This window comes from Micromonospora sp. NPDC005203, from assembly GCF_042872705.1.
Classification (GTDB): domain Bacteria; phylum Actinomycetota; class Actinomycetes; order Mycobacteriales; family Micromonosporaceae; genus Micromonospora.
Window position 1 is genome coordinate 28,444 of the sequence record NZ_JBIAKV010000023.1, and the last position, 23,154, is coordinate 51,597.

At 70.6% G+C, this 23,154-nt stretch carries 21 protein-coding genes; 7 read left to right on the forward strand and 14 right to left on the reverse strand.

Translation table 11 applies throughout. From position 1 onward, the window contains the following. Window positions 1-24 precede the first annotated feature (24 nt). On the forward strand, window positions 25-945 hold the full coding sequence (locus ACFYPM_RS30895) for a neutral zinc metallopeptidase (protein ID WP_387204502.1): 921 nt from the start codon (window positions 25-27) through the stop codon (window positions 943-945). Between the two features lie 97 nt (window positions 946-1,042). Here ACFYPM_RS30895 and ACFYPM_RS30900 read toward each other — a convergent pair whose 3' ends face one another. The 11 genes from ACFYPM_RS30900 to ACFYPM_RS30950 all read right to left on the reverse strand — a co-directional run bounded on the left by ACFYPM_RS30900 (window position 1,043) and on the right by ACFYPM_RS30950 (window position 10,744). Beyond that, the gene (locus ACFYPM_RS30900; RefSeq protein ID WP_387204505.1) at window positions 1,043-1,402 is read right to left on the reverse strand and encodes a YybH family protein; all 360 of its coding nucleotides are present in this window, start codon (window positions 1,400-1,402) and stop codon (window positions 1,043-1,045) included. A 115-nt stretch (window positions 1,403-1,517) separates the two neighbouring features. Beyond that, window positions 1,518-2,171 (reverse strand): acVLRF1 family peptidyl-tRNA hydrolase, encoded by a 654-nt coding sequence (locus ACFYPM_RS30905; protein WP_387204508.1) that lies wholly within the window; start codon window positions 2,169-2,171, stop codon window positions 1,518-1,520. 51 nt (window positions 2,172-2,222) lie between these two features. Next, on the reverse strand, window positions 2,223-2,855 hold the full coding sequence (locus tag ACFYPM_RS30910) for a LysE family transporter (protein ID WP_387204511.1): 633 nt from the start codon (window positions 2,853-2,855) through the stop codon (window positions 2,223-2,225). Window positions 2,856-3,798: 943 nt separating this feature from the next. Continuing rightward, window positions 3,799-4,305: a metal-sulfur cluster assembly factor gene (locus ACFYPM_RS30915; RefSeq protein WP_387204514.1), complete on the reverse strand. Its 507-nt coding sequence runs from the start codon at window positions 4,303-4,305 to the stop codon at window positions 3,799-3,801. A 67-nt stretch (window positions 4,306-4,372) separates the two neighbouring features. Continuing rightward, window positions 4,373-4,846, reverse strand: a complete 474-nt coding sequence (gene sufU, locus ACFYPM_RS30920; protein WP_387204590.1) for a Fe-S cluster assembly sulfur transfer protein SufU — start codon at window positions 4,844-4,846, stop codon at window positions 4,373-4,375. A 2-nt stretch (window positions 4,847-4,848) separates the two neighbouring features. Continuing rightward, window positions 4,849-6,153 (reverse strand): cysteine desulfurase, encoded by a 1,305-nt coding sequence (locus tag ACFYPM_RS30925; protein ID WP_387204517.1) that lies wholly within the window; start codon window positions 6,151-6,153, stop codon window positions 4,849-4,851. 19 nt (window positions 6,154-6,172) lie between these two features. Further along, on the reverse strand, window positions 6,173-6,946 hold the full coding sequence (sufC, locus tag ACFYPM_RS30930) for a Fe-S cluster assembly ATPase SufC (protein ID WP_387204520.1): 774 nt from the start codon (window positions 6,944-6,946) through the stop codon (window positions 6,173-6,175). Continuing rightward, window positions 6,943-7,272: a non-heme iron oxygenase ferredoxin subunit gene (locus ACFYPM_RS30935; protein ID WP_387204523.1), complete on the reverse strand. Its 330-nt coding sequence runs from the start codon at window positions 7,270-7,272 to the stop codon at window positions 6,943-6,945. The genes sufC and ACFYPM_RS30935 overlap by 4 nt, the downstream gene beginning before the upstream one ends. Next, window positions 7,272-8,420 (reverse strand): Fe-S cluster assembly protein SufD, encoded by a 1,149-nt coding sequence (gene sufD, locus ACFYPM_RS30940; protein ID WP_387204526.1) that lies wholly within the window; start codon window positions 8,418-8,420, stop codon window positions 7,272-7,274. Before sufD ends, ACFYPM_RS30935 begins: the two co-directional genes overlap by 1 nt. Before the next feature lie 96 nt (window positions 8,421-8,516). Continuing rightward, window positions 8,517-9,947, reverse strand: coding sequence for a Fe-S cluster assembly protein SufB (gene sufB / locus ACFYPM_RS30945; protein ID WP_357069831.1), 1,431 nt, complete (start codon window positions 9,945-9,947; stop codon window positions 8,517-8,519). After that, window positions 9,944-10,744: a helix-turn-helix transcriptional regulator gene (locus ACFYPM_RS30950; RefSeq protein WP_387204530.1), complete on the reverse strand. Its 801-nt coding sequence runs from the start codon at window positions 10,742-10,744 to the stop codon at window positions 9,944-9,946. Before ACFYPM_RS30950 ends, sufB begins: the two co-directional genes overlap by 4 nt. A 98-nt stretch (window positions 10,745-10,842) precedes the next feature. On the opposite strand from ACFYPM_RS30950, the gene ACFYPM_RS30955 reads away from it, so the two are divergent. Then, entirely contained in the window at window positions 10,843-11,808 is a 966-nt protein-coding gene (locus tag ACFYPM_RS30955) for a heme A synthase (protein WP_387204533.1), read from the forward strand. Window positions 11,809-12,672: 864 nt separating this feature from the next. On the opposite strand, the gene ACFYPM_RS30960 is transcribed toward ACFYPM_RS30955, so the two are convergent. The 3 genes from ACFYPM_RS30960 to ACFYPM_RS30970 form a co-directional block, all read right to left on the reverse strand. Next, window positions 12,673-13,593: a RimK family alpha-L-glutamate ligase gene (locus ACFYPM_RS30960; RefSeq protein WP_387204536.1), complete on the reverse strand. Its 921-nt coding sequence runs from the start codon at window positions 13,591-13,593 to the stop codon at window positions 12,673-12,675. Between the two features lie 13 nt (window positions 13,594-13,606). Continuing rightward, window positions 13,607-13,939 (reverse strand): hypothetical protein, encoded by a 333-nt coding sequence (locus ACFYPM_RS30965; RefSeq protein WP_357251416.1) that lies wholly within the window; start codon window positions 13,937-13,939, stop codon window positions 13,607-13,609. Window positions 13,940-14,218: 279 nt separating this feature from the next. Further along, complete coding sequence (locus ACFYPM_RS30970) at window positions 14,219-15,172, reverse strand: heme o synthase (protein WP_387204540.1); 954 nt, start codon at window positions 15,170-15,172, stop codon at window positions 14,219-14,221. A 266-nt stretch (window positions 15,173-15,438) separates the two neighbouring features. Here ACFYPM_RS30970 and tkt point away from each other — a divergent pair, with 266 nt between their 5' ends. From tkt to ACFYPM_RS30995, 5 genes are all read left to right on the forward strand, one after another. Continuing rightward, window positions 15,439-17,577: a transketolase gene (tkt, locus tag ACFYPM_RS30975; RefSeq protein WP_387204543.1), complete on the forward strand. Its 2,139-nt coding sequence runs from the start codon at window positions 15,439-15,441 to the stop codon at window positions 17,575-17,577. A 15-nt stretch (window positions 17,578-17,592) separates the two neighbouring features. After that, a complete protein-coding gene (gene tal, locus ACFYPM_RS30980) occupies window positions 17,593-18,792 on the forward strand; it encodes a transaldolase (protein ID WP_387204546.1) in 1,200 nt (399 codons plus the stop codon). A gap of 67 nt (window positions 18,793-18,859) precedes the next feature. Beyond that, complete coding sequence (locus ACFYPM_RS30985) at window positions 18,860-20,509, forward strand: glucose-6-phosphate isomerase (RefSeq protein ID WP_387204549.1); 1,650 nt, start codon at window positions 18,860-18,862, stop codon at window positions 20,507-20,509. A gap of 101 nt (window positions 20,510-20,610) precedes the next feature. After that, window positions 20,611-22,125, forward strand: a complete 1,515-nt coding sequence (gene zwf, locus ACFYPM_RS30990) for a glucose-6-phosphate dehydrogenase (RefSeq protein WP_387204552.1) — start codon at window positions 20,611-20,613, stop codon at window positions 22,123-22,125. After that, on the forward strand, window positions 22,122-23,138 hold the full coding sequence (locus ACFYPM_RS30995) for a glucose-6-phosphate dehydrogenase assembly protein OpcA (RefSeq protein WP_387204555.1): 1,017 nt from the start codon (window positions 22,122-22,124) through the stop codon (window positions 23,136-23,138). Before zwf ends, ACFYPM_RS30995 begins: the two co-directional genes overlap by 4 nt. The last annotated feature ends 16 nt before the right edge of the window (window positions 23,139-23,154 follow it).

Below are 23,154 nucleotides of genomic sequence, written 5' to 3' on the forward strand. Positions count from 1 at the left end.
GCGCATACGGCGATCGGGGTCAGTATGGAACTCAACGAGCGGGCCGAACTCGACACCTCCCAGGTCAACGACCGGGGTCGGGGCGGCGGGGGCGGTGGCTTCGGCATCCCGATCCCCGGTGGCGGCGGCCGGGGCGGCATCATCGGCATCGTGGTGGCGGTGCTCGTCGCGCTGCTCGGCGGCGGATTCGGCCTGAACGCGATGACCAACGGCGACGAGGGCGGGGGGCAGGCCGGCGGCAGTGACCTGTCGCAGCTGTGCTCGCGGGACAACCCGCAGCGCTTCGACGACCTCCGCTGCCGCAACCTGGCCTTCGTCAACAGCATCCAGGCCTACTGGCAGACGGCGTACCCGGAGCTGGGCAAGGGGAAGTACGAGCCCACCGACACCAACTACTTCCAGGCCGCCGTGAGCACCGGCTGCGGCCAGGCCGACTCGGGCGTCGGCCCGTTCTACTGCCCCGCCGACCGGCAGGTCTACATCGACCTGAGCTTCTACGAGGAACTGGCCTCCCGGTTCGGAGCCAAGGGCGAGTTCGCCCAGCCGTACGTGCTCGCCCACGAGTACGGACACCACATCCAGAACCTGCTCGGCACCAACGCCAAGGCCGGCCAGGGCGACCAGAGCGGCCCCCGCTCCGCCTCCGTGCGGCTGGAGTTGCAGGCCGACTGCTACGCCGGCTCCTGGGCCAAGCACGCCAGCGAGACCAAGGACAAGACCGGCCAGGAACCGCTCTTCACCTCGATCACCCCGGGCGACATCACCGAGGCGCTGAAGGCCGCCGAGACGATCGGCGACGACAGCATCCAGGAACGTTCCGGCGGGCAGGTCAACCCGGACTCGTTCACCCACGGCACCTCGGAGCAGCGGCAACGCTGGTTCCAGCAGGGCTTCGACAGCGGCGACCCGAAGACCTGTGACACCTTCGGCACCGACCAACTCTGACCCGCGCTCCGGTCGCCGTCCGCGTCGATCACTCGGTTGTGGTGCCCAGGATGGGGTCCACCACAACTCCCTGATCGGCGCGGGCGGCGCGGGCGGGTCAGTTCAGCTGGGACACCTGGTAGTGACTGATCAGCCAGTCGTCGCCGACCCGGCGGAGCAGCACGCCGAGGTGGACCGTCAGCGGCGGGCGGTCGGTGAAGCCGAACTCGACCTCCAGGTAGCCGAGGACCACATCGTCGGCGAGTCGGCGGATCTCCCGGATGTCGTAGCTGGCGGTCAGGCCGAGTGGCTGGGCGGCGTAGTACGCGGCAACCCCGGCACGGCCCACGGCGTACGGGCGCAGCCCCTGAAAGATCGCGTCTTCGGTGAAGTACGACGCGACCCGATCCGGCTCGTGGGCGTCGACCGCCGACCTCCAGCGGTCGAGAACGGTACGCAGGATCTGCGCGTCGGACACGATGATCTCCCTGAGGTGTTGCGCCACGGGTTACCGCAGGCGATGCGCTCAATCCTCGGCCCGGCAGCACGACAGCACACCAGGAACGCCGGTTTCCCTCCGTCGAGCACCGAGGTCACTCGGGAGCCGGGTCGCGCAATCGGATCCGCACCGCCCGGGCCGCACCCACCGCGGCGACCAGCACCGCGTGGCGCGGCTCCGGCACGTCGAGCAACCGCTCGGCACGAAGCGGAACGAGCGGGGCCAACCGCCGGTCGGCCAGCACCGTGTCCACCGCCTTCCGGTCACCGCCGCAGACCACCGCGGTCAGCCCCGCTACCTCCGGCAACAGCAGCCGTACGGCCAGGTCCGCCGCGTCACCAAGCGCCGCCTTCGCCTGGTTGTCGCGCCGCCGGGCGAACCGGTGCTGCGACCATCCCCCCGCCGCGGTGCGTCCCTGCACGTACCGGGTGTCCACCTTGGAGACGACAAGATCGGCACCCGCGGCCACACCGACGGCCACCGCGCCCTTGCGGGCCAGCAACAGACCGATCCGGCGGGGCGCGACGGCGTGGGCCACGAACCCGGGGACGTCGTCGCTGGCCGGCGCACCGGGTGGGGCGTACAGCTCCGCGGTGGATCCGTCGGGGGCGGTGAGCAACAGGCCGTACTCCCGCACGGTCGTGCCGGGCGGGCCGTGCCGGTCGGCGAAGCCCTCGACCCAGCGGCCGATTCGGGCCGGGTCGACCTCGACCCACCGACCGCCCCCGGCTGCTGGTCGACTGCTCACCGCCCGACCGTACGGCACGACGGACGCGAGCGGACCCTCGGGCGGGGCCGCTCAGCGCGGCAACAGCGCGACCACTGCCAGCGCGGCGATGAGCGCGCTGGAGACCAGGCCGGTGACCAGTCGTCCGCGCGGGCTGCTCAGCGCCCGGCCGACCACGGTGCCGCCGCCGGCGATGACCAGCTGCCAACTCGCCGACGCCAGGAACACACCCGCCACGAAGAGCACCACCGCGCCCGGGTCCGCGTCGGTGGTGTCCCGACGACCGAGCACCAGCGCGGTGAAGTACAGCACCGTCGCCGGGTTCAGCAGGGTCAGCCCGAGCAACGCCGCGTAGGCCCGCCCGGGCGTGCTCAAACCACGCCCGACCGGTGCCGTCGGCGTCTGCCGCGAGCGGTGGGCGGACCAGGTCCGCCACAGACCGTGCCCGGCGAGACCCAGCAGGACGACGGCGGCAACCACCCGCAGCGGCCCGGCGACCGGCCCGATGAACCCGGCCAGGCCGGCGCCACCGATCGCGGCGACCGCCGCATAGAGCCCGTCGGCCGTCGCCACCGCGAGCGCCGCCGCCGCACCGACCCGAAACGAGGTACGCGCACTCAGCCCCAGGATCAGGATCGCGATCGCGCCGACGGGGATGGCGACGCCGTAGCCGGCCACCAGACCGGCCAGGAACGCCCCGCTCACGATCGTCGGTGCCGGATCGAGGCTCGTCCCCGGACCGGCCGCTGTCGACGCACGGCAGTGGCCGCACGGACAGGGACCTGCGTCGGGTACGTCTCCATCACACGCGCATCCTGCGCGCCGAAGCCACGCCCGCGCCACCGCATTTCCGGCCCCGCGCCGTGCACCCGCGCCGAGCGCCCGCACGCCCCCGTGCCCTCACTCCCCCGTGCCCTCACTCCCCCGTGGCCCCTGCCCTCACGCCCCGTGCCCCGCGCCATGCCCGCCCTCACGCCCCGTGCCCCGCGCCATGCACCCCGGGCCGTGCCGGCGCCATCCCTGACCCCTCCCGCGGAGGCGGTGGCCAAGATCCGTGCGACTTCCGGGATGTTGCTGTCTCAAAGACGCCAGAGGCAGCACTATCGCTGATGTTGCGCGGATCTTCGACTTGGCCTGGGGCCTGGGGCCTGGGGCCTGGGGCCTGGGGCCTGGGGCCTGGGGCCTGGGGCCTGGGGCCTGGGGCCTGGGGCCTGGGCGAGAGATCGTGCTTGAACCTGGTTGTAGTGGCTTCACCGGCGCGCCGACACCACTACAACCACGACAACGCCGGTGCGTTAGGGCTGTGACCGACGGGCCAACCCGCAGCTGACTGTCGGGGCTTGTAGATCAAGAGGCGTCGAGCAGGAGAATCGCGCCGATCTTGCACTTTCTGTCGCCTATTTAAGCGGTAATGCACCTAATATCGGGGCAGAAAGTGCAAGATCGCGATGCAGGCTCGGTTGACGAACAGTCTTTCCGCCTAACGCAACGGCGTTGACAACCACGATGTTGCGCGATCTTGCCGGTGGAACGGCAGGGCGCAGGGCGCAGCGGCCCTGGCGCACTTCCTGCGCGGGGCGCAACGCATCGAGCGCGACACCCCCGGTCGGGGTGTCACGCTCGACGGGCAGAGCCGACCGGAGTCGGCTCAGACGTTGAAGCCGAGGGATCGGAGCTGGTCCCGACCCTCGTCAGTGATCTTGTCCGGGCCCCACGGCGGGAGCCACACCCAGTTGATCCGGATGTCGTTGACCAGGCCGCCGCCGGGGCCGGTGGTCAGCGCCTGCCGGGTCTGGTCCTCGATCACGTCGGTCAGCGGGCAGGCCGCGGAGGTGAGCGTCATGTCGAGGGTGGCGACGTTCTCGTCGTCGACGTGCACGCCGTACACGAGGCCCAGGTCGACCACGTTGATGCCCAACTCCGGGTCGACGACGTCCTTCATCGCCTCCTCGATGTCGGCGATCATGGCCTTGCTGACGCCGCCCGCCGGGGCGACCGCGTCGCCGCCCGCCGGGGCGACCGCGTCGCCGCCCGCCGGGGCCACGGCACCGTCGGTCGTCACGGCGTCGGCCGTCAGGGCGGCGTCGGTCTGCGACGCCGCGACGGCGTCACCGGCCTCCGGCGTCGCCGCGGTAGCGGTGTTCTCGCTGCTCATGCCGTCCCTCCGCATCGCTTCGTGATGCCACCAGGCACCACGGTGTCATTCGCTCGCTGACGCTCGCTCACGCCTTCACCTCCGGGCTCGCGCCCACACCGGCGCGTGCCGCGGCGTCCTTGAACGCCATCCACGGCAGCAGCGCGCACTTGACCCGGGCGGGGTAGCGGGCCACACCCGCGAAAGCAACCCCGTCACCGAGCACGTCCTCGTCCGGCGTGACCTGACCACGCCCGGACATCAACTCCACGAACGCCTCGTGCACCTCGAAAGCTTCCCCGGCGCCCCGACCGCGCAGCAACTCGTGCAGCACGCTCGCCGACGCCTGGCTGATCGAGCAGCCCATCCCGTCGTACGAGATGTCGTGCAGGACCGTGCCGTCGGTGGCCACCCGGACGGTGACCTCGTCGCCGCAGGTCGGGTTGACGTGGTGCGCCTCCGCGACCTGGTCGGCCGGGTCGTCGGCATCGCGCAGGCCGCGACCGTGCGGGCGCTTGTAGTGGTCCAGGATGATCTCCTGGTAGAGCTGGTCGAGCTGCACCATCAGTCGAACACCTTCCGCACCTGCTCCAGACCGGCCACCAGAGCGTCGATCTCCTCGGTGGTGGTGTAGAGGTAGAACGAGGCCCGGGTCATCGCCGGGACACCGAACCGGCTGCACACCGGCTTGGCACAGTGGTGGCCCACCCGCACCTGCACGCCGAGCGAGTCGAGCACCTGACCCACGTCGTGCGGGTGCACGTCACCGAGCGCGAACGAGATGGTGCCGCCCCGGCCGACCGGCACGGTCGGGCCGAAGATCCGCAGGTCGGGCACCGCGCCGAGGGCGTCCAGCGCGTACGCCGTCAGCTCCTTCTCGTGCCACTGGATCGCCGGCATCCCGATCCCGGTGAGGTAGTCCACCGCCGCGCCGAGCGCGACCGCCTCGGCGATCGGCGGCGTGCCCGCCTCGAACCGGGCCGGCGGCGCGGCGAACGTCGAACGGGCCATGGTGACCGTCTCGATCATCGACCCACCGCCGAACACCGGCGGCATGGCCGCCAGCAGCTCGCCCCGACCCCAGAGCACACCGATGCCGGTCGGGCCGAGCATCTTGTGGCCGGTGAAGACGATGTAGTCGGCGTCCAGGTCGACCACGTCGATCGGCAGGTGCGGCACCGACTGCGAGCAGTCCAGCAGCAGCAGCGCGCCCACCTCACGGACCCGCGCGGTGATGCGGGAGGTGGCGTTGACCGTGCCGAGGATGTTGGACATGTGCACCAACGAGACGATCTTCGTCCGTTCGGTGATCAGGTCCTCCAGGCCCGACTCGTCCAGCCGCCCCTGCTCGGTGACTCCGAACCAGCGCAGGGTCGCGCCGGTCCGTTCGCAGAGCAGCTGCCACGGGACGATGTTCGAGTGGTGCTCCATCTCGGAGATCACCACCTCGTCGCCCGGCCCCAGCCGGAAACGCGGGTCGGCGTCCGGGCGCAGCGAGGCGTTCGAGAAGGCGTACGCCACGATGTTGATCGCCTCGGTGGAGTTCTTGGTGAACACCACCTCGTCGACGCTCGGCGCGGAGATGAACGCGGCGATCTTGGCCCGCGCCCCCTCGTACGCCTCGGTCGCCTCGGTGCCCAGGGTGTGCACCGACCGCGACACGTTGGCGTTGTGCCGCGCGTAGTGCTCGTCGAGCACGTCGAGCACCTGCCGGGGTTTGTGCGAGGTGTTGGCGCTGTCGAGGTAGACCAGCGGGTGCCCGTTGATCTCCCGGGACAGGATCGGGAAGTCGGCGCGCACCCGGGCCACGTCGAAACGTGGCACGTCGTCGTACTGCGGCATCCCCGCGGGGATCGCGATGCTGGTCATCTCGGCACGCCTCTCCCGCTCAAGCCTTGGCCGTGCCGGCCCCGGCGGCGTACCGCTCGTAGCCCTCGGCCTCAAGCTTGTCGGCCAACTCCGGGCCGCCCTGCTCGACGATCCTGCCGGCCACGAAGACGTGCACGAAGTCCGGCTTGATGTAGCGCAGGATCCGCGTGTAGTGGGTGATCAGCAGCATGCCGGTGTCGCCGTTGTCGCGGACCCGGTTGACGCCCTCGCTGACCACGCGCAGCGCGTCCACGTCGAGGCCCGAGTCGGTCTCGTCGAGGATGGCGATCTTCGGCTTGAGCAGCTCCAGCTGGACGATCTCGTGCCGCTTCTTCTCACCGCCGGAGAAGCCCTCGTTGACGTTGCGTTGGGCGAACGCCGGGTCCATCTGCAGGCGCTCCATCGCGCCGCGCAGCTCGCCACCCCAGGTGCGCAGCTTCGGCGCCTCGCCGTCGATGGCGGTCTTCGCGGTGCGCAGGAAGTTGGCCACCGAGACGCCGGGCACCTCGACCGGGTACTGCATGGCCAGGAAGAGACCGGCGCGGGCCCGCTCGTCGACGGTCATGGCGAGCACGTCCTCGCCGTCGAGGGTCACCGTGCCGGCGGTGATCTCGTACTTGGGGTGACCGGCGATCGAGTACGCCAGGGTGGACTTGCCGGAACCGTTCGGGCCCATGATCGCGTGGGTCTCACCGGACTTCACGGTCAGGTCGACGCCGGCCAGGATCGGCTTGAGCTCACCCTCGGGCAGCTTGACCGACACCTTCAGGTCGCGGATCTCCAGGGTGCTCATGATCGGGTCACTCCATTACTCGGCGTCAGGCTGAGGTAGATGTCGCCGTCGCGGACTTCGACGGGGTAGACGGGGACGGGTTCGGTGGCCGGCAGGCCGCTCGGCGCGCCGGTGCGCAGGTCGAAACGCGAGCCGTGCAGCCAGCACTCCAACGTGCAGCCGTCGACCTCGCCCTCGGAGAGCGCGACGGCGGCGTGCGAGCACTCGTCGTAGGCGGCGTAGAACTCGCCGTCCTCGCCGTGCACCAGCGCGATCGGGGTGCCGTCGACGTCCGCGCTGATCGCGGTGCCCTTCGGCACGTCCTCGGCGGAGCAGATGCGGATCATCAGGCGCCCGCCTTGGTGAGCCGGGCCTCGATCGCGTCGCCCAGGCGCTCGCGCAGCGACTCCACCGGGATCTTGTTGATCAGCTCGGCGAAGAAGCCGCGGACCACCAGGCGGCGGGCCTCGCTCTCCGGGATACCCCGGGCCATCAGGTAGAAGAGCTGCTCGTCATCGAAGCGGCCGGTCGCGCTGGCGTGGCCGGCGCCGGCGATCTCGCCGGTCTCGATCTCCAGATTGGGTACGGAGTCCGCCCGCGCGCCGTCGGTGAGCAGCAGGTTCCGGTTGATCTCGTACGTGTCGGTGCCGGTCGCCTCGGCCCGGATCAGCACGTCGCCCACCCAGACGGTGTGCGCGTCCTCGCCCTGAAGCGCGCCCCGGTAACCGACGTAGCTGCGGCAGTCCGACACGGAGTGGTCGACCAGCTGCCGGTGCTCCAGGTGCTGCCCGGAGTCGGCGAAGTAGACGCCGTACAGCTCGGCCTCGCCACCCCGATCGGTGTATTCCACGCTCGTGAACTGCCGGACCAGGTCACCACCGAGGGAGACCTGGATGTGGACGACCCGGGCGTCGCGGCCCAACTTGATGGTGACGTGCTGCGCCTGGACCGCGTCCTCGGCCCAGTCGGCGACCGTGACCAGGGTCAGCTTCGCACCGTCGGCGACGAACACCTCGACGTTGTCCGCGAGCGTGGCCGAGCCCTCCTGGGAGAAGACGACGGTGGCCTCCGCGAACCGACCCACCTGGACCTGGGTCCGGGCGAAGGCCAACTCCTCGGGGTACGCGCCCAGCAGCCGGACGATCACCGCGTCGGACACGACGGCCTCGGCCGTCACCTCGACAAGCGCGACGCGCGCCGCCCCGCCGTGGGCCAGCGCGCTGACCCGGTCGGTCGGCACCGACGCGGACACGACGCTGGGATCGGTCGGCTCGACGAGCCGCACCGACACCCCGGCCGGCAGGTCCGGGTGCTCGACGGTGACGCCCCGGCCGGTGGCGGCCGAGGTGTCCGCCGTGGCCAGGCCGCGCAGGCGCTTGAGCGGGGTGAAACGCCACTCCTCCTCCAGGCCGGTGAGGGCCGGGAAGTCAGCGACGTCGTACGAGCGCAGCGCCTGCGACTTGGTGCTGGGCGGCGCGGAAGCCTGGGTAGTCATGTCTTCCTTGGTCTGTCATGAATCGGAGGGTCAAAGCGGGCTGGACCGGACCCGGCGTAGCGGCCCGGGCCCGTCCGTGGCCGGGCGGAGGCGGCGTCAGCCGACCGCGCCCTCCATCTGAAGCTCGATCAGGCGGTTGAGCTCCAGGGCGTACTCCATCGGAAGCTCCTTGGCGATCGGCTCGATGAAGCCGCGCACGATCATGGCCATCGCCTCGTCCTCGCTCAGACCCCGGCTCATCAGGTAGAAGAGCTGGTCATCACTGATCTTGGAGACGGTCGCCTCGTGCCCCATCGACACGTCGTCCTCGCGGATGTCGACGTACGGGTAGGTGTCCGAGCGGGAGATGGTGTCGACCAGCAGGGCGTCGCACTTGACCGTGCTCCGGCTGTGGTGCGAACCCTCCAGGACCTGCACCAGACCCCGGTACGAGGTGCGGCCGCCGCCACGGGCGATCGACTTGGAGATGATGGTCGAGGAGGTGTGCGGGGCGGCGTGCACCATCTTGGCGCCGGCGTCCTGGTGCTGACCCTCGCCGGCCATCGCCACCGAGAGCACCTCACCCTTGGCGTGCTCGCCGGTCATGTAGACCGCCGGGTACTTCATGGTCACCTTGGAGCCGATGTTGCCGTCGACCCACTCCATGGTCGCGCCCTCGTGGCAGACGGCGCGCTTGGTGACCAGGTTGTAGACGTTGTTCGACCAGTTCTGGATGGTCGTGTAGCGGCAGCGTGCGTTCTTCTTCACGATGATCTCCACGACCGCGCTGTGCAGCGAGTCGGAGGAGTAGAGCGGCGCGGTGCAGCCCTCGACGTAGTGCACGTACGCGCCCTCGTCGACGATGATCAGCGTCCGCTCGAACTGGCCCATGTTCTCCGTGTTGATCCGGAAGTAGGCCTGCAGCGGGATCTCGACCTGCACACCCTTCGGCACGTAGATGAACGAGCCACCGGACCACACGGAGGTGTTCAGCGCGGCGAACTTGTTGTCGCCGACCGGGATCACCGTGCCGAAGTACTCCTTGAAGACGTCCTCGTGCTCGCGTAGCGCGGTGTCGGTGTCCAGGAAGAGGACGCCCTGCTCCTCAAGGTCCTCACGGATCTTGTGGTAGACGACCTCGGACTCGTACTGCGCCGCGACACCGGCGACCAGCCGCTGCTTCTCCGCCTCCGGGATGCCCAGCCGGTCGTAGGTGTTCTTGATGTCCTCGGGCAGGTCCTCCCAGCTGGTGGCCTGCTTCTCGGTGGACCGCACGAAGTACTTGATGTTGTCGAAGTCGATGCCGGTGAGGTCCGCGCCCCAGGCCGGCATCGGCTTGCGGCCGAACAGCCGCAGACCCTTCAGCCGCAGGTCGAGCATCCACGCCGGCTCGCTCTTCTTGGCCGAGATGTCCCGCACCACCGCCTCGTTGATGCCACGCTGGGCGACCGCCCCGGCGGCGTCCGGGTCGGACCAGCCGTACTCGTACCGGCCCAGGGCGGCAAGCTGCTCTTCCTGGGTCAGTGGCTGGACAATCTGCTCGGTCATCTATCTGTCCTCACAGTGGTGACGGGATTACCGGATTGAGCACGCCCCGGCTGGGTCGGAATGTGCGTGGTGCACACCCCGTCGCCGTGCGCGATGGTGGCAAGACGCTGCACGTGGGTGCCGACCAGACGGGAGATCACCGCGGTCTCGGCCTCGCACAGCTGAGGGAACTCGGCGGCCACGTGCGCCACCGGGCAATGGTGCTGGCAGAGCTGACCGCCGGAGGCGATCGTGGTCGCGTTGGCAGCGTAACCCTCGGCGGTGAGCGCCGCGGCGAGTGCCTCGGCTCGCGCGAGGGGATCGTCGCCAGCGTCCTCCATGGCCGTCCGGCAGCGCGACTCCAGGGCGGACACCTGCTCGGTGGCGAACGCCTCGACCGCGTCCGACCCGCCGTTGCGGACGATCCACCGCAGCGCCGCGGTGGCCATGTTGTCGTAGTGATGGGTGCCACACCGGACCCGGCCGGCCTCGGTCAGCATGAACACCTTGGCCGGACGTCCCCGACCGCGGCTGCCCCGCACGGCCTGCTCGCGGGCGTACACATCGCCGTCGGCGAGCATCGCGTCGAGGTGCCGACGGATCGCCGCCGGGCTGAGCCCGAGGGCGACGCCGAGCTGCGCGGCGGTGGTGGCACCCTGCTCCAGCAGCAGTTGGGTGACCCGGTCGCGGGTGGAGATCTCCGCCGCGGTAACCCCACCGGGCACCGCCGACGTGGTCGCGACCGGCGCGGACGCGGACGCGCCGACGGCCGGGACAGCCGTCGGCTGGTGCTCGGGGAGCGCCGCCGCGTTTTTCACAACGCCAACGTTACGTAATTACCCGGAGGGTCGCAAACCTGCGCCCCGGTGATCCGAACCACCGAGCCGACGGAGTCGGACCAACCTCGATCACTACGGTGCGTAGGATTTGCGCCGTGAACCGAATCGCCCGTCCGGTCCCCGGCATCCTGCTGCGCCGCCTCGCGCTCGCCTCGATCATCGCGAACGTGGGCATCGTCCTCACCGGCGGGGCCGTCCGGTTGACCGCCTCGGGCCTCGGCTGCCCCACCTGGCCGCGGTGCACCGACGATTCGTACGTCACCACCCCCGAGATGGGTGTGTACGGGGTGATCGAGTTCAGCAACCGGATGCTCACCTTCGCGGTGGGCCTGATCGCGCTGGCCACCGTGCTGGCCGTACTGCTGCACCGGCCCCGCCGACCCGGGCTCCTCGCCCTGGCCGTGGCGGTCTTCCTGGGCATCCCCGCCCAGGCGGTGATCGGTGGCATCACCGTGCTCACCAACCTCAACCCGTGGGTGGTCGGCCTGCACTTCCTCGCCTCGATGGCGGTGATCGCCGCCGCGTACGCCCTCTGGCGGCGCATCGGCGACCCGGACGGCCCGACCGTGGCCGTGGTGCCCACGCCGCTGCGCGCGCTGGCCCGGGTCACCACCGGCGTGGCGGTCGCGGTGCTGGTCATCGGCACCTGGGTCACCGGCAGCGGCCCGCACGCCGGCGACCACGGCGCCGCCCGCAACGGGCTCGACCCGGAGTCGATCTCGCAGGTGCACGCGGACGCCGTCTTCCTGCTGATCGGTCTCTCGGTGGCGCTGATCTTCGCGTTCCGCGCAGTCGGCGCGCGACGGGCCACCCGCGCCGCGATCGTCCTGGTCGCCGTCGAGCTGGGTCAGGGCCTGATCGGCTTCGTGCAGTACTTCACCCACGTGCCGGCGATCCTGGTCGGCGCACACATGCTGGGCTCCTGCCTGGTGCTGCTGGCCGCGCTGTCGGTGCAGTGGGCGACCCGCGATCGCCGCCCGGTCACCCCGGCCGCCGCGACCGCTCCGGCGGACACCGCACCTCCGGTCACAGCCACCGCCTGACCGCCTGACGCGCCCCGGCCCCGCCGGCCACCGCCCGACCGCCTGGCGGCCGTCGGCGTGCCCGCCCCGCGCCCCGCGCCCCGCGCCCCGCGCCCCGCGCCCCGCGCCAAGATCTGCGCAACTTCCCCGATGTTGCTGCCTCCGACGCGCCGGAGCCAGCAACATCCCCGATATTGCGCGAATCTTGACGACGCACAGCGCCCCGAGAGGCCGGCAAAGAGTTCGGGGCGCCCATGCCGCCAAGATCGTGCTCGACCCTGGTTCTCAACGCCGTTGCGCTAGGGCTGTGGCCGACGGGTCAACCCGCTGCTGACTGTCGGGGCTTGTAGATCAAGACGCGTCGAGCAGGAGAATCGCGCCGATCTTGCACTTCCTGTCGCCGATTTAAGCGGGAGTGCACACTAATGTCGGGGCAGAAAGTGCAAGATCGCGATGCTTGATGGCGCGGCGTCAAGGTGTTGCGTGACCTTTGACGGCGCAGACGCTGCGCGCCGTCCTGAACGCAGCAACCCGCCGTCCGCGATCCGGGCACGTGGGTCTCACGATCCGCACAACTTTGGGGCAGGCGCCTGCCTGCCTGCCTGCCTGCCTGCCTGCCTGCCTGCCTGCCTGCTCTGATCGACTCGGTTTCCTTGAATCCGCGCTGTCCGGGCCGGTTCGACGGGCCGACTTCCGGAAAGCCGAGTCGATCACACGAAAGCCGACTCGGTAACGCAAGAGCCGAGTCGATCACACGAAAGCCGACTCGGTAACGCAAGAGCCGAGTCGATCACGCAAGAGCCGAGTCGATCACGGCGAAGCCGAGTCGACAAACAGGGGCCGGCGGGCGCTGTGCCATCGCCGCTGGGCGCTCGGCGGCGGGGGTCAGGCCTTACGGGCCAGGTGGGTGGCGATCGCGGTGGCGAGGCGGTCCGGCGCCCCGTCGGCGTACCCGATGAACAGCGACGGCTCGGTCAGCTCCAGCTCGACCAGGACCGGCTCGCCGTCCGGGCCGGGGATCAGGTCGACCCGGGCGTAGAGCAGTTGCCCTGTGCCGCCGGGCACCGCGGCGAGCGTCCGCTCGGCCACCGCCAGTTGGGCGGGTCGGGCGGTACGGGCGGTGATCTCCTCGGCTTTGTAGAGCCCGTCCGGGCCGAGGTCCGGACCGGTGAGCATCGGGCCCTTGCGGATCGCGTGGCTGAAGGCGAGCCCGTCCGGGCCGGCCAGGAAGAGCAGCGCCGTCTCCCCCTCGGTGTCGATCGCCCGCAGGTACGGCTGGACCATGGTCACCCGGCCGGCGTCGGAGAGCCGGCGGACGTGCGCGGTGGCCAGGTCCCGGTGTTCCGGGTCGGACAGGTCGTAGCGGCCGGTGTCCTGACTGCCGGCGCTGACCGCGGGCTTGAGCACGTACTCGCCGGCCTCGGCGGGTGGCTGCCAGCGCTCCCCCGGCTCGACCCACGACGTCGGTACGGTCGGCACCCCGGTGGCGCTCAGCTCGGCGAGGTAGCGCTTGTCGGTGTTCCAGCGAACCACGTCGGCCGGGTTGACAAGCGCCGGGATGGTTGCCGCCCAGGCGACGAACTCGTCGCGGCGCAGCGCGTAGTCCCAGGGGGATCGGAGCACGACCAGGTCGAAGGAGGACCAGTCGACATCGGGGTCGTCCCAGACCTCGGTCGCGACGGAGATGCGACGGGCCTGGAGTGGGGCGAGGACCAGCCGGTCGTCCGGGTCGAGGTCGACGAGGTCGGCGCAGGTGACGAGAGCGACCCGGGGTTCCCCCCGGGTCGACTGGTGATGGGTGGTCAATTGAGCTGGCTGTTCAGCGGGCCATGGTGCGGCGGGCCATCGACCGCCACAGGTCGTTGCTCGGGCGCATCTGGTCCATCAGTTCACGCTCCCAGGCGTTCTCGACGGTGACTCCCGCCTTGGCGCACGCCTCCCGTGCGGTGACGGTGTCGTCGGCGAACTGGTCGCCCCACTCGCCGTCGGAACCCACCAGGACGATTCGCGCGCCACGCTTGCCGACGTACTCGATGACCGCCTTCGCGCCGCCGTGGCCGGCGGCGAATGCCTGAAGGCTCGCGACCAGGCCTTGGGGCGCCTGCTCGGCGGTCTGCTCGGCCGTCAGCGTCGTATCGGAACCATCTGCCATGACGCGAAGCCTAAGCAGACTCGCACCCGCCCGGGCGAGAACCATGAACCTTTTGTGATGCCAATTACCTACAGGTTTAACGACAACCACACAGCACCTGACCGGCTATATCCGGACTTTTGCCTAGAAAGCTGGCGGGCAAATCGCCGCCCGGCCGACACAGTTGAGTCGATCCGACTCATGCTGAAAGTTACTCTGATGTGACGTTAAACCCGGACAACCTATCCATGGCCATGATTAGTCAGGAGCGCGTCGCCAGGCACTGCCGGCGAGGACGGGTCAGATCAGCGCGTCGAGCGCGACGGCGACGAACACGATCGTCAGGTACGTCGTGGACCAGTGGAACAGCCGCATCGGCTTGACCGCCTCGCCACGAGTCGCGCGCCGGCAGAGTCGGTGCGCCTCGAGCACGAAGATGGCACCCACCACCAGGGTCGGCACGCCGTAGATCGCGCTGAGCCCCAGCGGCCAGACGGCCAGGGAGGTGAGCACGGTGAGCCACGCGAAGATCAGGATCTCGGCGTTCACCCGGCGGACCGAGGCCACCACCGGCAGCATCGGGATCCCGGCGCGGGCGTAGTCGTCCTTGTACTTCATGGCGAGCGGGTAGAAGTGCGGCATCTGCCAGAAGAAGACCACCGCGAAGAGCCCCCACGCGGCCGGCGCCAGCGAGCCGGTCACCGCCGCCCACCCGATCAGCACCGGGGCCGCCCCACAGGCGCCGCCCCAGAAGGTGTTCGTCGGGGTGGAGCGCTTGAGCCACAACGTGTAGACGACGTCGTAGTAGACGATCGCGGCAAGCGTCAGCCCAGCGGCGAGCAGATTGGTGAACGCCGCCATCAGGGCGATCGACACCGCCGCCAGGACCAGACCGAAGACCAGCGCGTTACGCGGTGAGACGGTGTGCGCCGGCAGCGGCCGACGCTTGGTACGCCGCATCAACTGGTCGATGTCCCGGTCGATGTAGCAGTTGAGCACGCTTGCCGCGCCCGCGGCGAGCGAGCCACCGATCAGCACGACGGCCATCAGCCACAGCGACGGGAGCCCGCCGTCGGCGAGCATCATCACCGGGACGGTGGTGACCAGTAGGAGTTCGACGATCCGCGGCTTGGTGAGCGCCACGTACGCCGCCACCATCGCGCGTACGTCCCGCCGGGCCACCGGACCTTCGGCAGCCCGTGCCGGGTGCTGCCCGGCCGGACTGCTCGCGGGGCGCTCGGTGATCATGCTCACGGATTGCCACCTTCCGGCATCGGGCACGGGGAGATCGGATCGGTCGGGACCGCACGGGCCCGCACACCGACCCACACACTACGCGTTGTCGTTTTGGCTGCCCGGCCGACCCGACAACGGTGCGGGCCGTCACACCACCGGGTTGAACCGAGCATCCGGAACGTCACCTCACGCACACCATGCGGAGATCCCCGGGCGCGCGTTTAGGGACGCTCGATAAGGTCATCGGTGAGGGTTCCGCCCATCTGCCGAGGAGCACAACCATCGTGGCTGCCAAACGACCCGAGCACTCCGCACTGAACTGGTCCGACCTCGATCGCCGGGCCGTCGATACCGTCCGCGTGCTGGCCATGGACGCCGTTGAGAAGTCCGGCAACGGTCACCCGGGCACCGCGATGAGCCTCGCGCCCGCGGCGTACCTCCTCTTCAACCGCGTCATGCGACACAACCCCGCCGACCCCAACTGGCCCGGCCGGGACCGGTTCGTCCTCTCCGCCGGGCACTCCAGCCTGACGCTCTACATCCAGCTCTTCCTGTCCGGTTACCCGTTGAGCCTGGACGACCTCAAGTCGCTGCGGCAGTGGGGCTCGCAGACGCCGGGTCACCCCGAGCACGGGCACACCCCGGGCGTGGAGACCACCACCGGCCCGCTGGGGCAGGGCCTGGGCAACGCGGTCGGCATGGCCATGGCGGCCCGCCGCGAGCGCGGCCTGTTTAACCCCGAGGCCGAGCCGGGCGCGTCGGTCTTCGACCACGACATCTGGTGCATCGTCTCCGACGGCGACATCGAGGAGGGCATCAGCCACGAGGCCAGCGCCCTCGCCGGGCACCAGCAGCTCGGCAACCTCACGGTGCTGTACGACGACAACGAGATCTCCATCGAGGACGACACCCGGATCGCCAAGAGCGAGGACGTCGCCGCCCGCTACGAGGCGTACGGCTGGCACGTGCAGACCGTCGACTGGCGCAGTGGTGACGCCGACCAGGGCGACTACCACGAGGACGCCGAGGCGCTGTACGCCGCGCTGGTGGCCGCCAGGGCGGAGACCGCCCGGCCCTCCTTCATCGCGCTGCGCACCATCATCGGCTGGCCCGCCCCCAACAAGCAGAACACCGGCAAGATCCACGGCTCGGCGCTCGGCGCCGACGAGGTGAAGGCCACCAAGCAGATCCTCGGCTTCGACCCGGAGCAGACCTTCCAGGTCGACGAGGACGTGCTCACCCACGCCCGCTCGGTGATGGGCCGCGGCTCCGACGCCCAGCAGGACTGGACCACCTCGTTCGACGCCTGGAAGAAGGCCAACCCGGAGCGCACCGCGCTCTACGAGCGGCTGGCTGGTCGCGTCCTCCCCGATGGCTGGACCGACGCGCTGCCGGTCTTCCCCGCCGACGCCAAGGGCGTGGCCACCCGTGCCGCGTCCGGCAAGGTGCTGGAGGCGCTCGCGCCGGTGCTGCCGGAGCTGTGGGGTGGTTCGGCCGACCTGGCCGAGAGCAACAACACCACGATGAAGGGCGAGCCGTCGTTCATCCCGGCCACCCACGCCACCAAGGACTTCCCCGGTCACGAGTACGGGCGCACGCTGCACTTCGGCATCCGTGAGCACGCCATGGGCGCGATCCTCAACGGCATCGCCCTGCACGGCGGCACCCGCCCGTACGGCGGCACGTTCCTGGTGTTCAGCGACTACATGCGCCCGTCGGTGCGGCTGGCCGCGTTGATGGGACTGCCGGTCACCTACGTGTGGACGCACGACTCGATCGGCCTCGGCGAGGACGGCCCGACCCACCAGCCGGTGGAGCACCTGACCGCGCTGCGCGCCATCCCGGGCCTGGACGTGGTCCGTCCGGCGGACGCCAACGAGACGGCGTGGGCCTGGCGGCAGGCGCTGGAGCACACCGACCGGCCGACTGCCATGGCGCTGAGCCGCCAGCCGCTGCCGACCCTGGACCGCGACGTCCTGGGCGACGTCGCGGGTGTGGCCAAGGGCGGTTACGTGCTGGCCGAGGCGTCCAACGGCAAGCCGCAGGTGATCATCGTCGGCACCGGTTCCGAGGTGCAGCTCTGCCTGACCGCCCGGGAGCGGCTGGAGGCCGACGGCACCCCGACCCGGGTCGTCTCGATGCCCTGCCAGGAGTGGTTCTACGAGCAGGATGAGGCGTACCGGGAGTCGGTGCTCCCCCGCGGGGTAAAGGCACGGGTGAGCGTGGAGGCGGGCATCGCGATGTCCTGGCGCGGAATCGTCGGTGACCTGGGCGAGAGCGTGAGCCTGGAGCACTACGGAGCGAGCGCCCCGCACACCGTGCTCTTCGAGCAGTTCGGCTTCACCGGTGACCGGATCGTGGCGGCAGCACACGCCTCGCTGGCCCGGGTGGGCGACATCACCGGTTTCACGACCGGAAACTGAGGGAGCGTGAACAGCATGGCCGACAAGCTGAATGAGCTCACCGCCGCGGGTGTGGCGGTCTGGCTCGACGATCTTTCCCGGGTGCGTCTGAGTTCCGGCGGGCTGGACAAGCTCCGCCGCGAGAAGCACGTGGCCGGTGTCACCACCAACCCGACGATCTTCGCGAAGGCCCTGAGCGACGCCGACGAGTACAACTGGCAGCTTCGCGACCTCGCCACCCGTGACGTGGACGTGGAAGAGGCCGTGCGCATGCTCACCACGTACGACGTGCGGTGGGCCTGCGACGTGATGCGCCCGTCGTACGACGGCAGCGAGGGCGTCGACGGCCGGGTCTCGATCGAGGTGGACCCGCGCAGCGCCCACGACGCGGACAAGACGGTCGCCGAGGCCAAGGCCCTGTGGTGGTTGGTCGACCGCCCCAACCTCTACATCAAGATCCCGGCCACCGAGGAGGGCCTGTCGGCGATCACCGACACCCTCGCCGGGGGCATCAGCGTCAACGTGACGTTGATCTTCGGCCTGGACCGCTACTCGGCGGTCATGGAGGCGTTCCTCACCGGCCTGGAGCAGGCCAAGGCCAACGGCCACGACCTCTCGAAGATCGGCTCGGTCGCGTCCTTCTTCGTCTCCCGCGTCGACTCCGAGGTCGACAAGAGATTGGACCGGATGGCCGACAAGGCCGCCGACAGCGCAGGCAAAGAGCGCGCGCTGGGACTGAAGGGACGCGCCGCCGTCGCCAACGCGCAACTGGCGTACGAGCGCTACACCGAGGTGTTCTCCTCCGACCGCTGGAAGGCGCTCGCCGCCGCCGGCGCGCACCCGCAGCGGCCGCTGTGGGCGTCCACCTCGACGAAGAACCCGGACTACCGCGACGTCATCTACGTCGAGGAGCTGATCGCCCCCGGTACGGTCAACACCATGCCGGAATCGGTCATCCACGCGTACGCCGACCATGGCGAGACCCGCGGCGACACCATCACCGGCGCCTACGACGCGGCCCGGAAGGTCTTCGCGGACCTGGAGTCGGTCGGGGTGGACATGGACGACGTGATCGTCACCCTGGAGCGCGAGGGCGTGGAGAAGTTCGAGGCCAGCTGGCAGGAGCTGCTCGACGGCGTTCGTAAGTCGCTGGAGGCTGCGGCCAAGGGCAAGGATGCGCCGAACAAGGCCGCCAAGGGCAACGCCAAGAGCGCCGAGAAGGCCGGTGGCGCATGAGCGAGCGGATCAGCGAGCTCAGCGCCACGGTGCCTCAGGACGGCACGCAGCGAAGCGGAGTGACGGCATGAGTGACCTTCTCGCAGGGCCGGTGGAGGCCGCTGCCGGCCTCGCCGTGTACGGCGCGGACGCGGTCGACAGGTCCGCGCCCGCCTCGACCCGGGACGCGCTGGTCAAGGCCGGCGTCCCGGGCAAGCTGGCCGGCAAGGACGCGAGCCTGTGGGGTCCGGACGCCGAGGCCGAGGCGAAGGTCCGGCTCGGCTGGGTCGACACCCACCAGCGCAGCCGGGAGTTGCTGGTGCAGCTCGCCGAGCTGACCGCGGAGCTGGCCGACCTGGACCACGTGGTGCTGGCCGGCATGGGTGGTTCGTCGTTGGCCCCCGAGGTGATCACCCGGACGCTGGGCCGGCCGCTGACCGTGCTGGACACCACCGACCCGGGCCAGGTCCGGGCGGCGCTCGGTGACCGGCTGGAACGCACCGTCGTGGTGGTGGCCAGCAAGTCCGGGTCGACGGTGGAGACCGACAGCCACCGTCGCGTCTACTGGCAGGCGTTCCTCGACGCGGGGATGACCGAGGCGGAGGCCGGCCGGCACTTCGTCATCGTCACCGACCCGGGTTCGCCGCTGGAGACCACCGCGACCGAGATGGGCGCGTTCACTGTGCTCGCCGACCCGAACGTGGGCGGCCGGTACTCGGCGCTCACCGCGTTCGGCCTGGTGCCCTCGGCGCTGGCCGGGGTCGAGGTCGCGGAACTCCTCGACCAGGCCGACGCGCTGGCCGCGTCGCTCGGCGCGGACCGGGACAATCCGGCGTTGGCGCTGGGCGCCGCCCTGGGCGCCGCGGCCACGCTGGCCCGGGACAAGGTCGCCCTGGTCTCCGACGGCACCGGCATCGACGGTCTCGGTGACTGGGCCGAGCAGCTGATCGCCGAGTCGACGGGCAAGGCCGGGGTGGGCATCCTCCCGGTGGTCGTGGAGTCGCCGCAGAGCCCCGGCGCTACCGGTGCGGACGTGCTGACGGTCAGCTACGGCGGCTCGCTCGCCCCCGGTGACGTGCCGGGTGGCGGCGCCACCCCGGACGTGGCCGTCAACGGCCCGCTGGGCGCGCAGTTCCTGGCCTGGGAGTACGCGACCGCGGTGGCCGGTGTGGTGCTCGGCATCGACCCGTTCAACCAGCCGAACGTCACCGAGTCCAAGGAGAACACCAACAAGATCCTGGCCTCGGGCCTGCCGGCGGAGACGCCGTCGTTCACCGAGGGCGCGATCGAGGTGTACGCCCCGCAGGGTGCTCCCGGGGACCTGGCCGGGGTACTGCGCTGGCTGCTCGACGGGCTGGGCGACGACGGCTACCTCGCGGTGATGGCGTACCTCGACCGGTTCGCCGACGCCGACACGGCCCGGCTGCGGGCGCTGCTGGCCCAGGCGGGCGGGCGGCCGGTCACGTTTGGCTGGGGTCCGCGGTTCCTGCACTCCACCGGCCAGTACCACAAGGGCGGCCCGCAGGTGGGCAGCTACCTCCAGGTGACCGGCGCGGTCGCCGAGGACCTGGCGGTGCCGGGCAAGCCGTACACCTTCGGTGAGTTGCAGGCGGCGCAGGCCGCCGGGGACCGGCAGGCGCTCGCCGGTCGGGAACGCCCGGTGCTGCGTTTGCATCTGACCGACCGTGCCGCCGGTGTCGCCCAACTGCTCGACGCCGCCGGTGACCTGCCGGCGTGAGGATGGACGACGTGACTGAGGCGGAGCGAGGAGGTGGCTCGGTGAGCGCGAGGAGTGAGCCGGGGTTGCGAGCCCCGCAGTCGCGAGCTGAAGGTGGCTCGGTGAACCCGCTGCGCGACCCGCAGGACCGCCGGTTGCCCCGGATCCCGGAGCCGTGCGCTCTGGTGATCTTCGGGGTGACCGGCGACCTGGCCCGCAAGAAGCTGCTCCCTGCCGTCTACGACCTGGCCAACCGGGGGTTGTTGCCGCCCGGTTTCGTGGTGCTCGGCTTCGCGCGCCGCGACTGGGGTGACGGCGACTTCGAGACGCTTGCCTGCGAGGCCGCCCGCAAGCACGCTCGTACCCCCTGGCGGGACGAGGTGTGGGCACGGCTGGCCGGCAACATCAAGTTCGTCGGTGGGTCGTTCGACGACGACGCGGCCTTCGACCAGCTCGCCTCGACGCTCGACGACCTGCGCCAGACCCACGGCATCACCGGCAACGCGGCGTTCTACTTCTCCATCCCACCGGCCGCGTTCCCGGTCGTGCTCAAGCAGTTGGCCCGCACCGGGATGGCCGACAACGAGAAGTCCGGCGGTTGGCGTCGGGTCGTCGTGGAGAAGCCGTTCGGCAACGACCTGCCCTCGGCGAAGTCGCTCAACGACCTCGTCGACGACGTGTTCACCCGGGAGGACGTCTTCCGGATCGACCACTACCTGGGCAAGGAGACCGTCCAGAACATCCTCGCCCTGCGGTTCGCCAACAACCTGTTCGAGCCGCTGTGGAACTCCAAGTACGTCGACTCGGTGCAGATCACCATGGCCGAGGATGTGGGCATCGGCACCCGCGCCGGTTTCTACGACACCGTGGGCACCGCCCGGGACGTGCTCCAGAACCACCTCCTGCAACTTCTCGCCCTGGTGGCGATGGAGGAGCCGACCAGCTTCGACGCCGACGAGATCCGGGCCGAGAAGCTGAAGGTGCTCAAGGCGATCACCCTGCCCAAGGACGTGGCTCGGGACACCGTGCGCGGCCAGTACCTGCCCGGGTGGGTGGGCGGCGAGCGCGCGGTCGGCTACCTGGAGGAGCGGGACGTCCCCACCGACTCCACCACGGAGACGTACGTGGCGGTGCGGCTGGGCATCCAGAACCGCCGGTGGGCGGAGGTGCCGTTCTACATCCGGGCCGGCAAGCGGCTGCCCCGGCGGGTCACCGAGGTCGCCATCATGTTCAAGAAGGCGCCGCACCTGCCGTTCAACGACGCCGACATGGAGTCGCTGGGCAACAACCAGTTGGTCATCCGGGTGCAACCGGACGAGGGTGTGGTGCTCAAGTTCGGCTCTAAGGTGCCGGGCACCACGATGGAGGTCCGCGACATCGCGATGGACTTCCAGTACGGCGAGGCGTTCACCGAGTCCAGCCCCGAGGCGTACGAGCGGCTGGTGCTGGACGTGCTGATCGGCGACCGGACCCTGTTCCCGGACGCGTCCGAGGTCGAGCAGAGCTGGCAGGTGATCGACCCACTGGAGCACGCCTGGGTGGGCACCAAGCCGGAGCCGTACCGGGCCGGCGAGTGGGGGCCGCGCGCCTCCGACGAGATGCTGGCCCGCGAGGGCCGCGCTTGGAGAAGAGCATGATCGGGCTGTGGGACACCACCGGCAACGAGGTGGTCAAGGCGCTCGCCGCCGAGCGGCGTAGCGCCGGTGGCGTGGCCAGCGGCATGGCGCTCACTCTCATCGTGGTGGTGGACGAGAAGCGGGTCCGCGAGGCGGAGGCGGCGGCGACGATCGCCGCCGCCGCCCACCCGTGCCGGCTCGTGGTGGTGGTTCGCTCCGAGATCGAGCGGGACCGCAACCGGTTGGACGCGGAGATCGTGGTCGGCGGCCGGCTCGGCCCGTGCGAAGCCGTGGTCACCCGGATGTACGGCCGACTGGCCCTGCACGCCGAGTCGGTGGTCATGCCGCTGCTGGTTCCGGACGTGCCGGTGGTCACCTGGTGGCACGGCGAGCCGCCGGCGGAGATCGCCACCGACTTCCTCGGGGTGGTCGCCGACCGCAGGATCACCGACTCGGCGCAGGCCGCCGACCCGGTGGAGGCGCTGCGGCAGCGTGCCCGGGACTACGCCCCGGGCGACACGGACCTGGCGTGGACGCGGATCACCCCGTGGCGGACCCTGGTCGCCGGGGCGTTCGACACCGCGAGCGAGCGGGTCGTCGAGGCGACGGTGGTCGCGCCGCCCACCGACCCGACGGCCGCGCTGATGGTCGGTTGGCTGTCCAGCCGGCTCGGCATCACCCCGCACCGGGTGGACGCAGGCGAGTTTCCCCGGCTGCGGGAGGTGCGGTTGAGCTGCGCCAACGGCGATCAGCTGTCGTTGACCCGCGAGGACAGCATGGCGGTGTTCCGGCGTACCGGCCAGGACGACCGGGCCCTGCCGCTGGTCCGCCGTCCGCTCGGTGACGAGTTGGCGGAGGAACTGCGGCGTCTGGACGCCGACCAGGTGTACGCGGAGGCGCTGGGCGCGACGGCCGGGCTGCGAGGGCTGGAGCAGCGCCCCGCGCAACGGGTACACGTGTGGAAGGATCCGGCCACCGCGCGGCGCGCCGAGGCCGGGGTCACCGCGCACTCCGGCACCAGCGGCGAGAGCTGAGGCCCCGCCGGGGCAC

Bases quoted from the DNA above. Each gene is read 5' to 3' on its own strand.
- ACFYPM_RS30895 (WP_387204502.1), top strand. From the start codon at position 25: ATGGAACTCAACGAGCGGGCCGAACTCGACACCTCCCAGGTCAACGAC.
- ACFYPM_RS30985 (WP_387204549.1), top strand. From the start codon at position 18,860: ATGAGTGACCTTCTCGCAGGGCCGGTGGAGGCCGCTGCCGGCCTCGCC.
- ACFYPM_RS30965 (WP_357251416.1), bottom strand. From the start codon at position 13,939: ATGGCAGATGGTTCCGATACGACGCTGACGGCCGAGCAGACCGCCGAG.
- sufC (WP_387204520.1), bottom strand. From the start codon at position 6,946: ATGAGCACCCTGGAGATCCGCGACCTGAAGGTGTCGGTCAAGCTGCCC.
- sufB (WP_357069831.1), bottom strand. From the start codon at position 9,947: ATGACCGAGCAGATTGTCCAGCCACTGACCCAGGAAGAGCAGCTTGCC.
- ACFYPM_RS30995 (WP_387204555.1), top strand. From the start codon at position 22,122: ATGATCGGGCTGTGGGACACCACCGGCAACGAGGTGGTCAAGGCGCTC.
- sufD (WP_387204526.1), bottom strand. From the start codon at position 8,420: ATGACTACCCAGGCTTCCGCGCCGCCCAGCACCAAGTCGCAGGCGCTG.
- ACFYPM_RS30925 (WP_387204517.1), bottom strand. From the start codon at position 6,153: ATGACCAGCATCGCGATCCCCGCGGGGATGCCGCAGTACGACGACGTG.
- ACFYPM_RS30935 (WP_387204523.1), bottom strand. From the start codon at position 7,272: ATGATCCGCATCTGCTCCGCCGAGGACGTGCCGAAGGGCACCGCGATC.
- ACFYPM_RS30915 (WP_387204514.1), bottom strand. From the start codon at position 4,305: ATGAGCAGCGAGAACACCGCTACCGCGGCGACGCCGGAGGCCGGTGAC.
- tal (WP_387204546.1), top strand. From the start codon at position 17,593: ATGGCCGACAAGCTGAATGAGCTCACCGCCGCGGGTGTGGCGGTCTGG.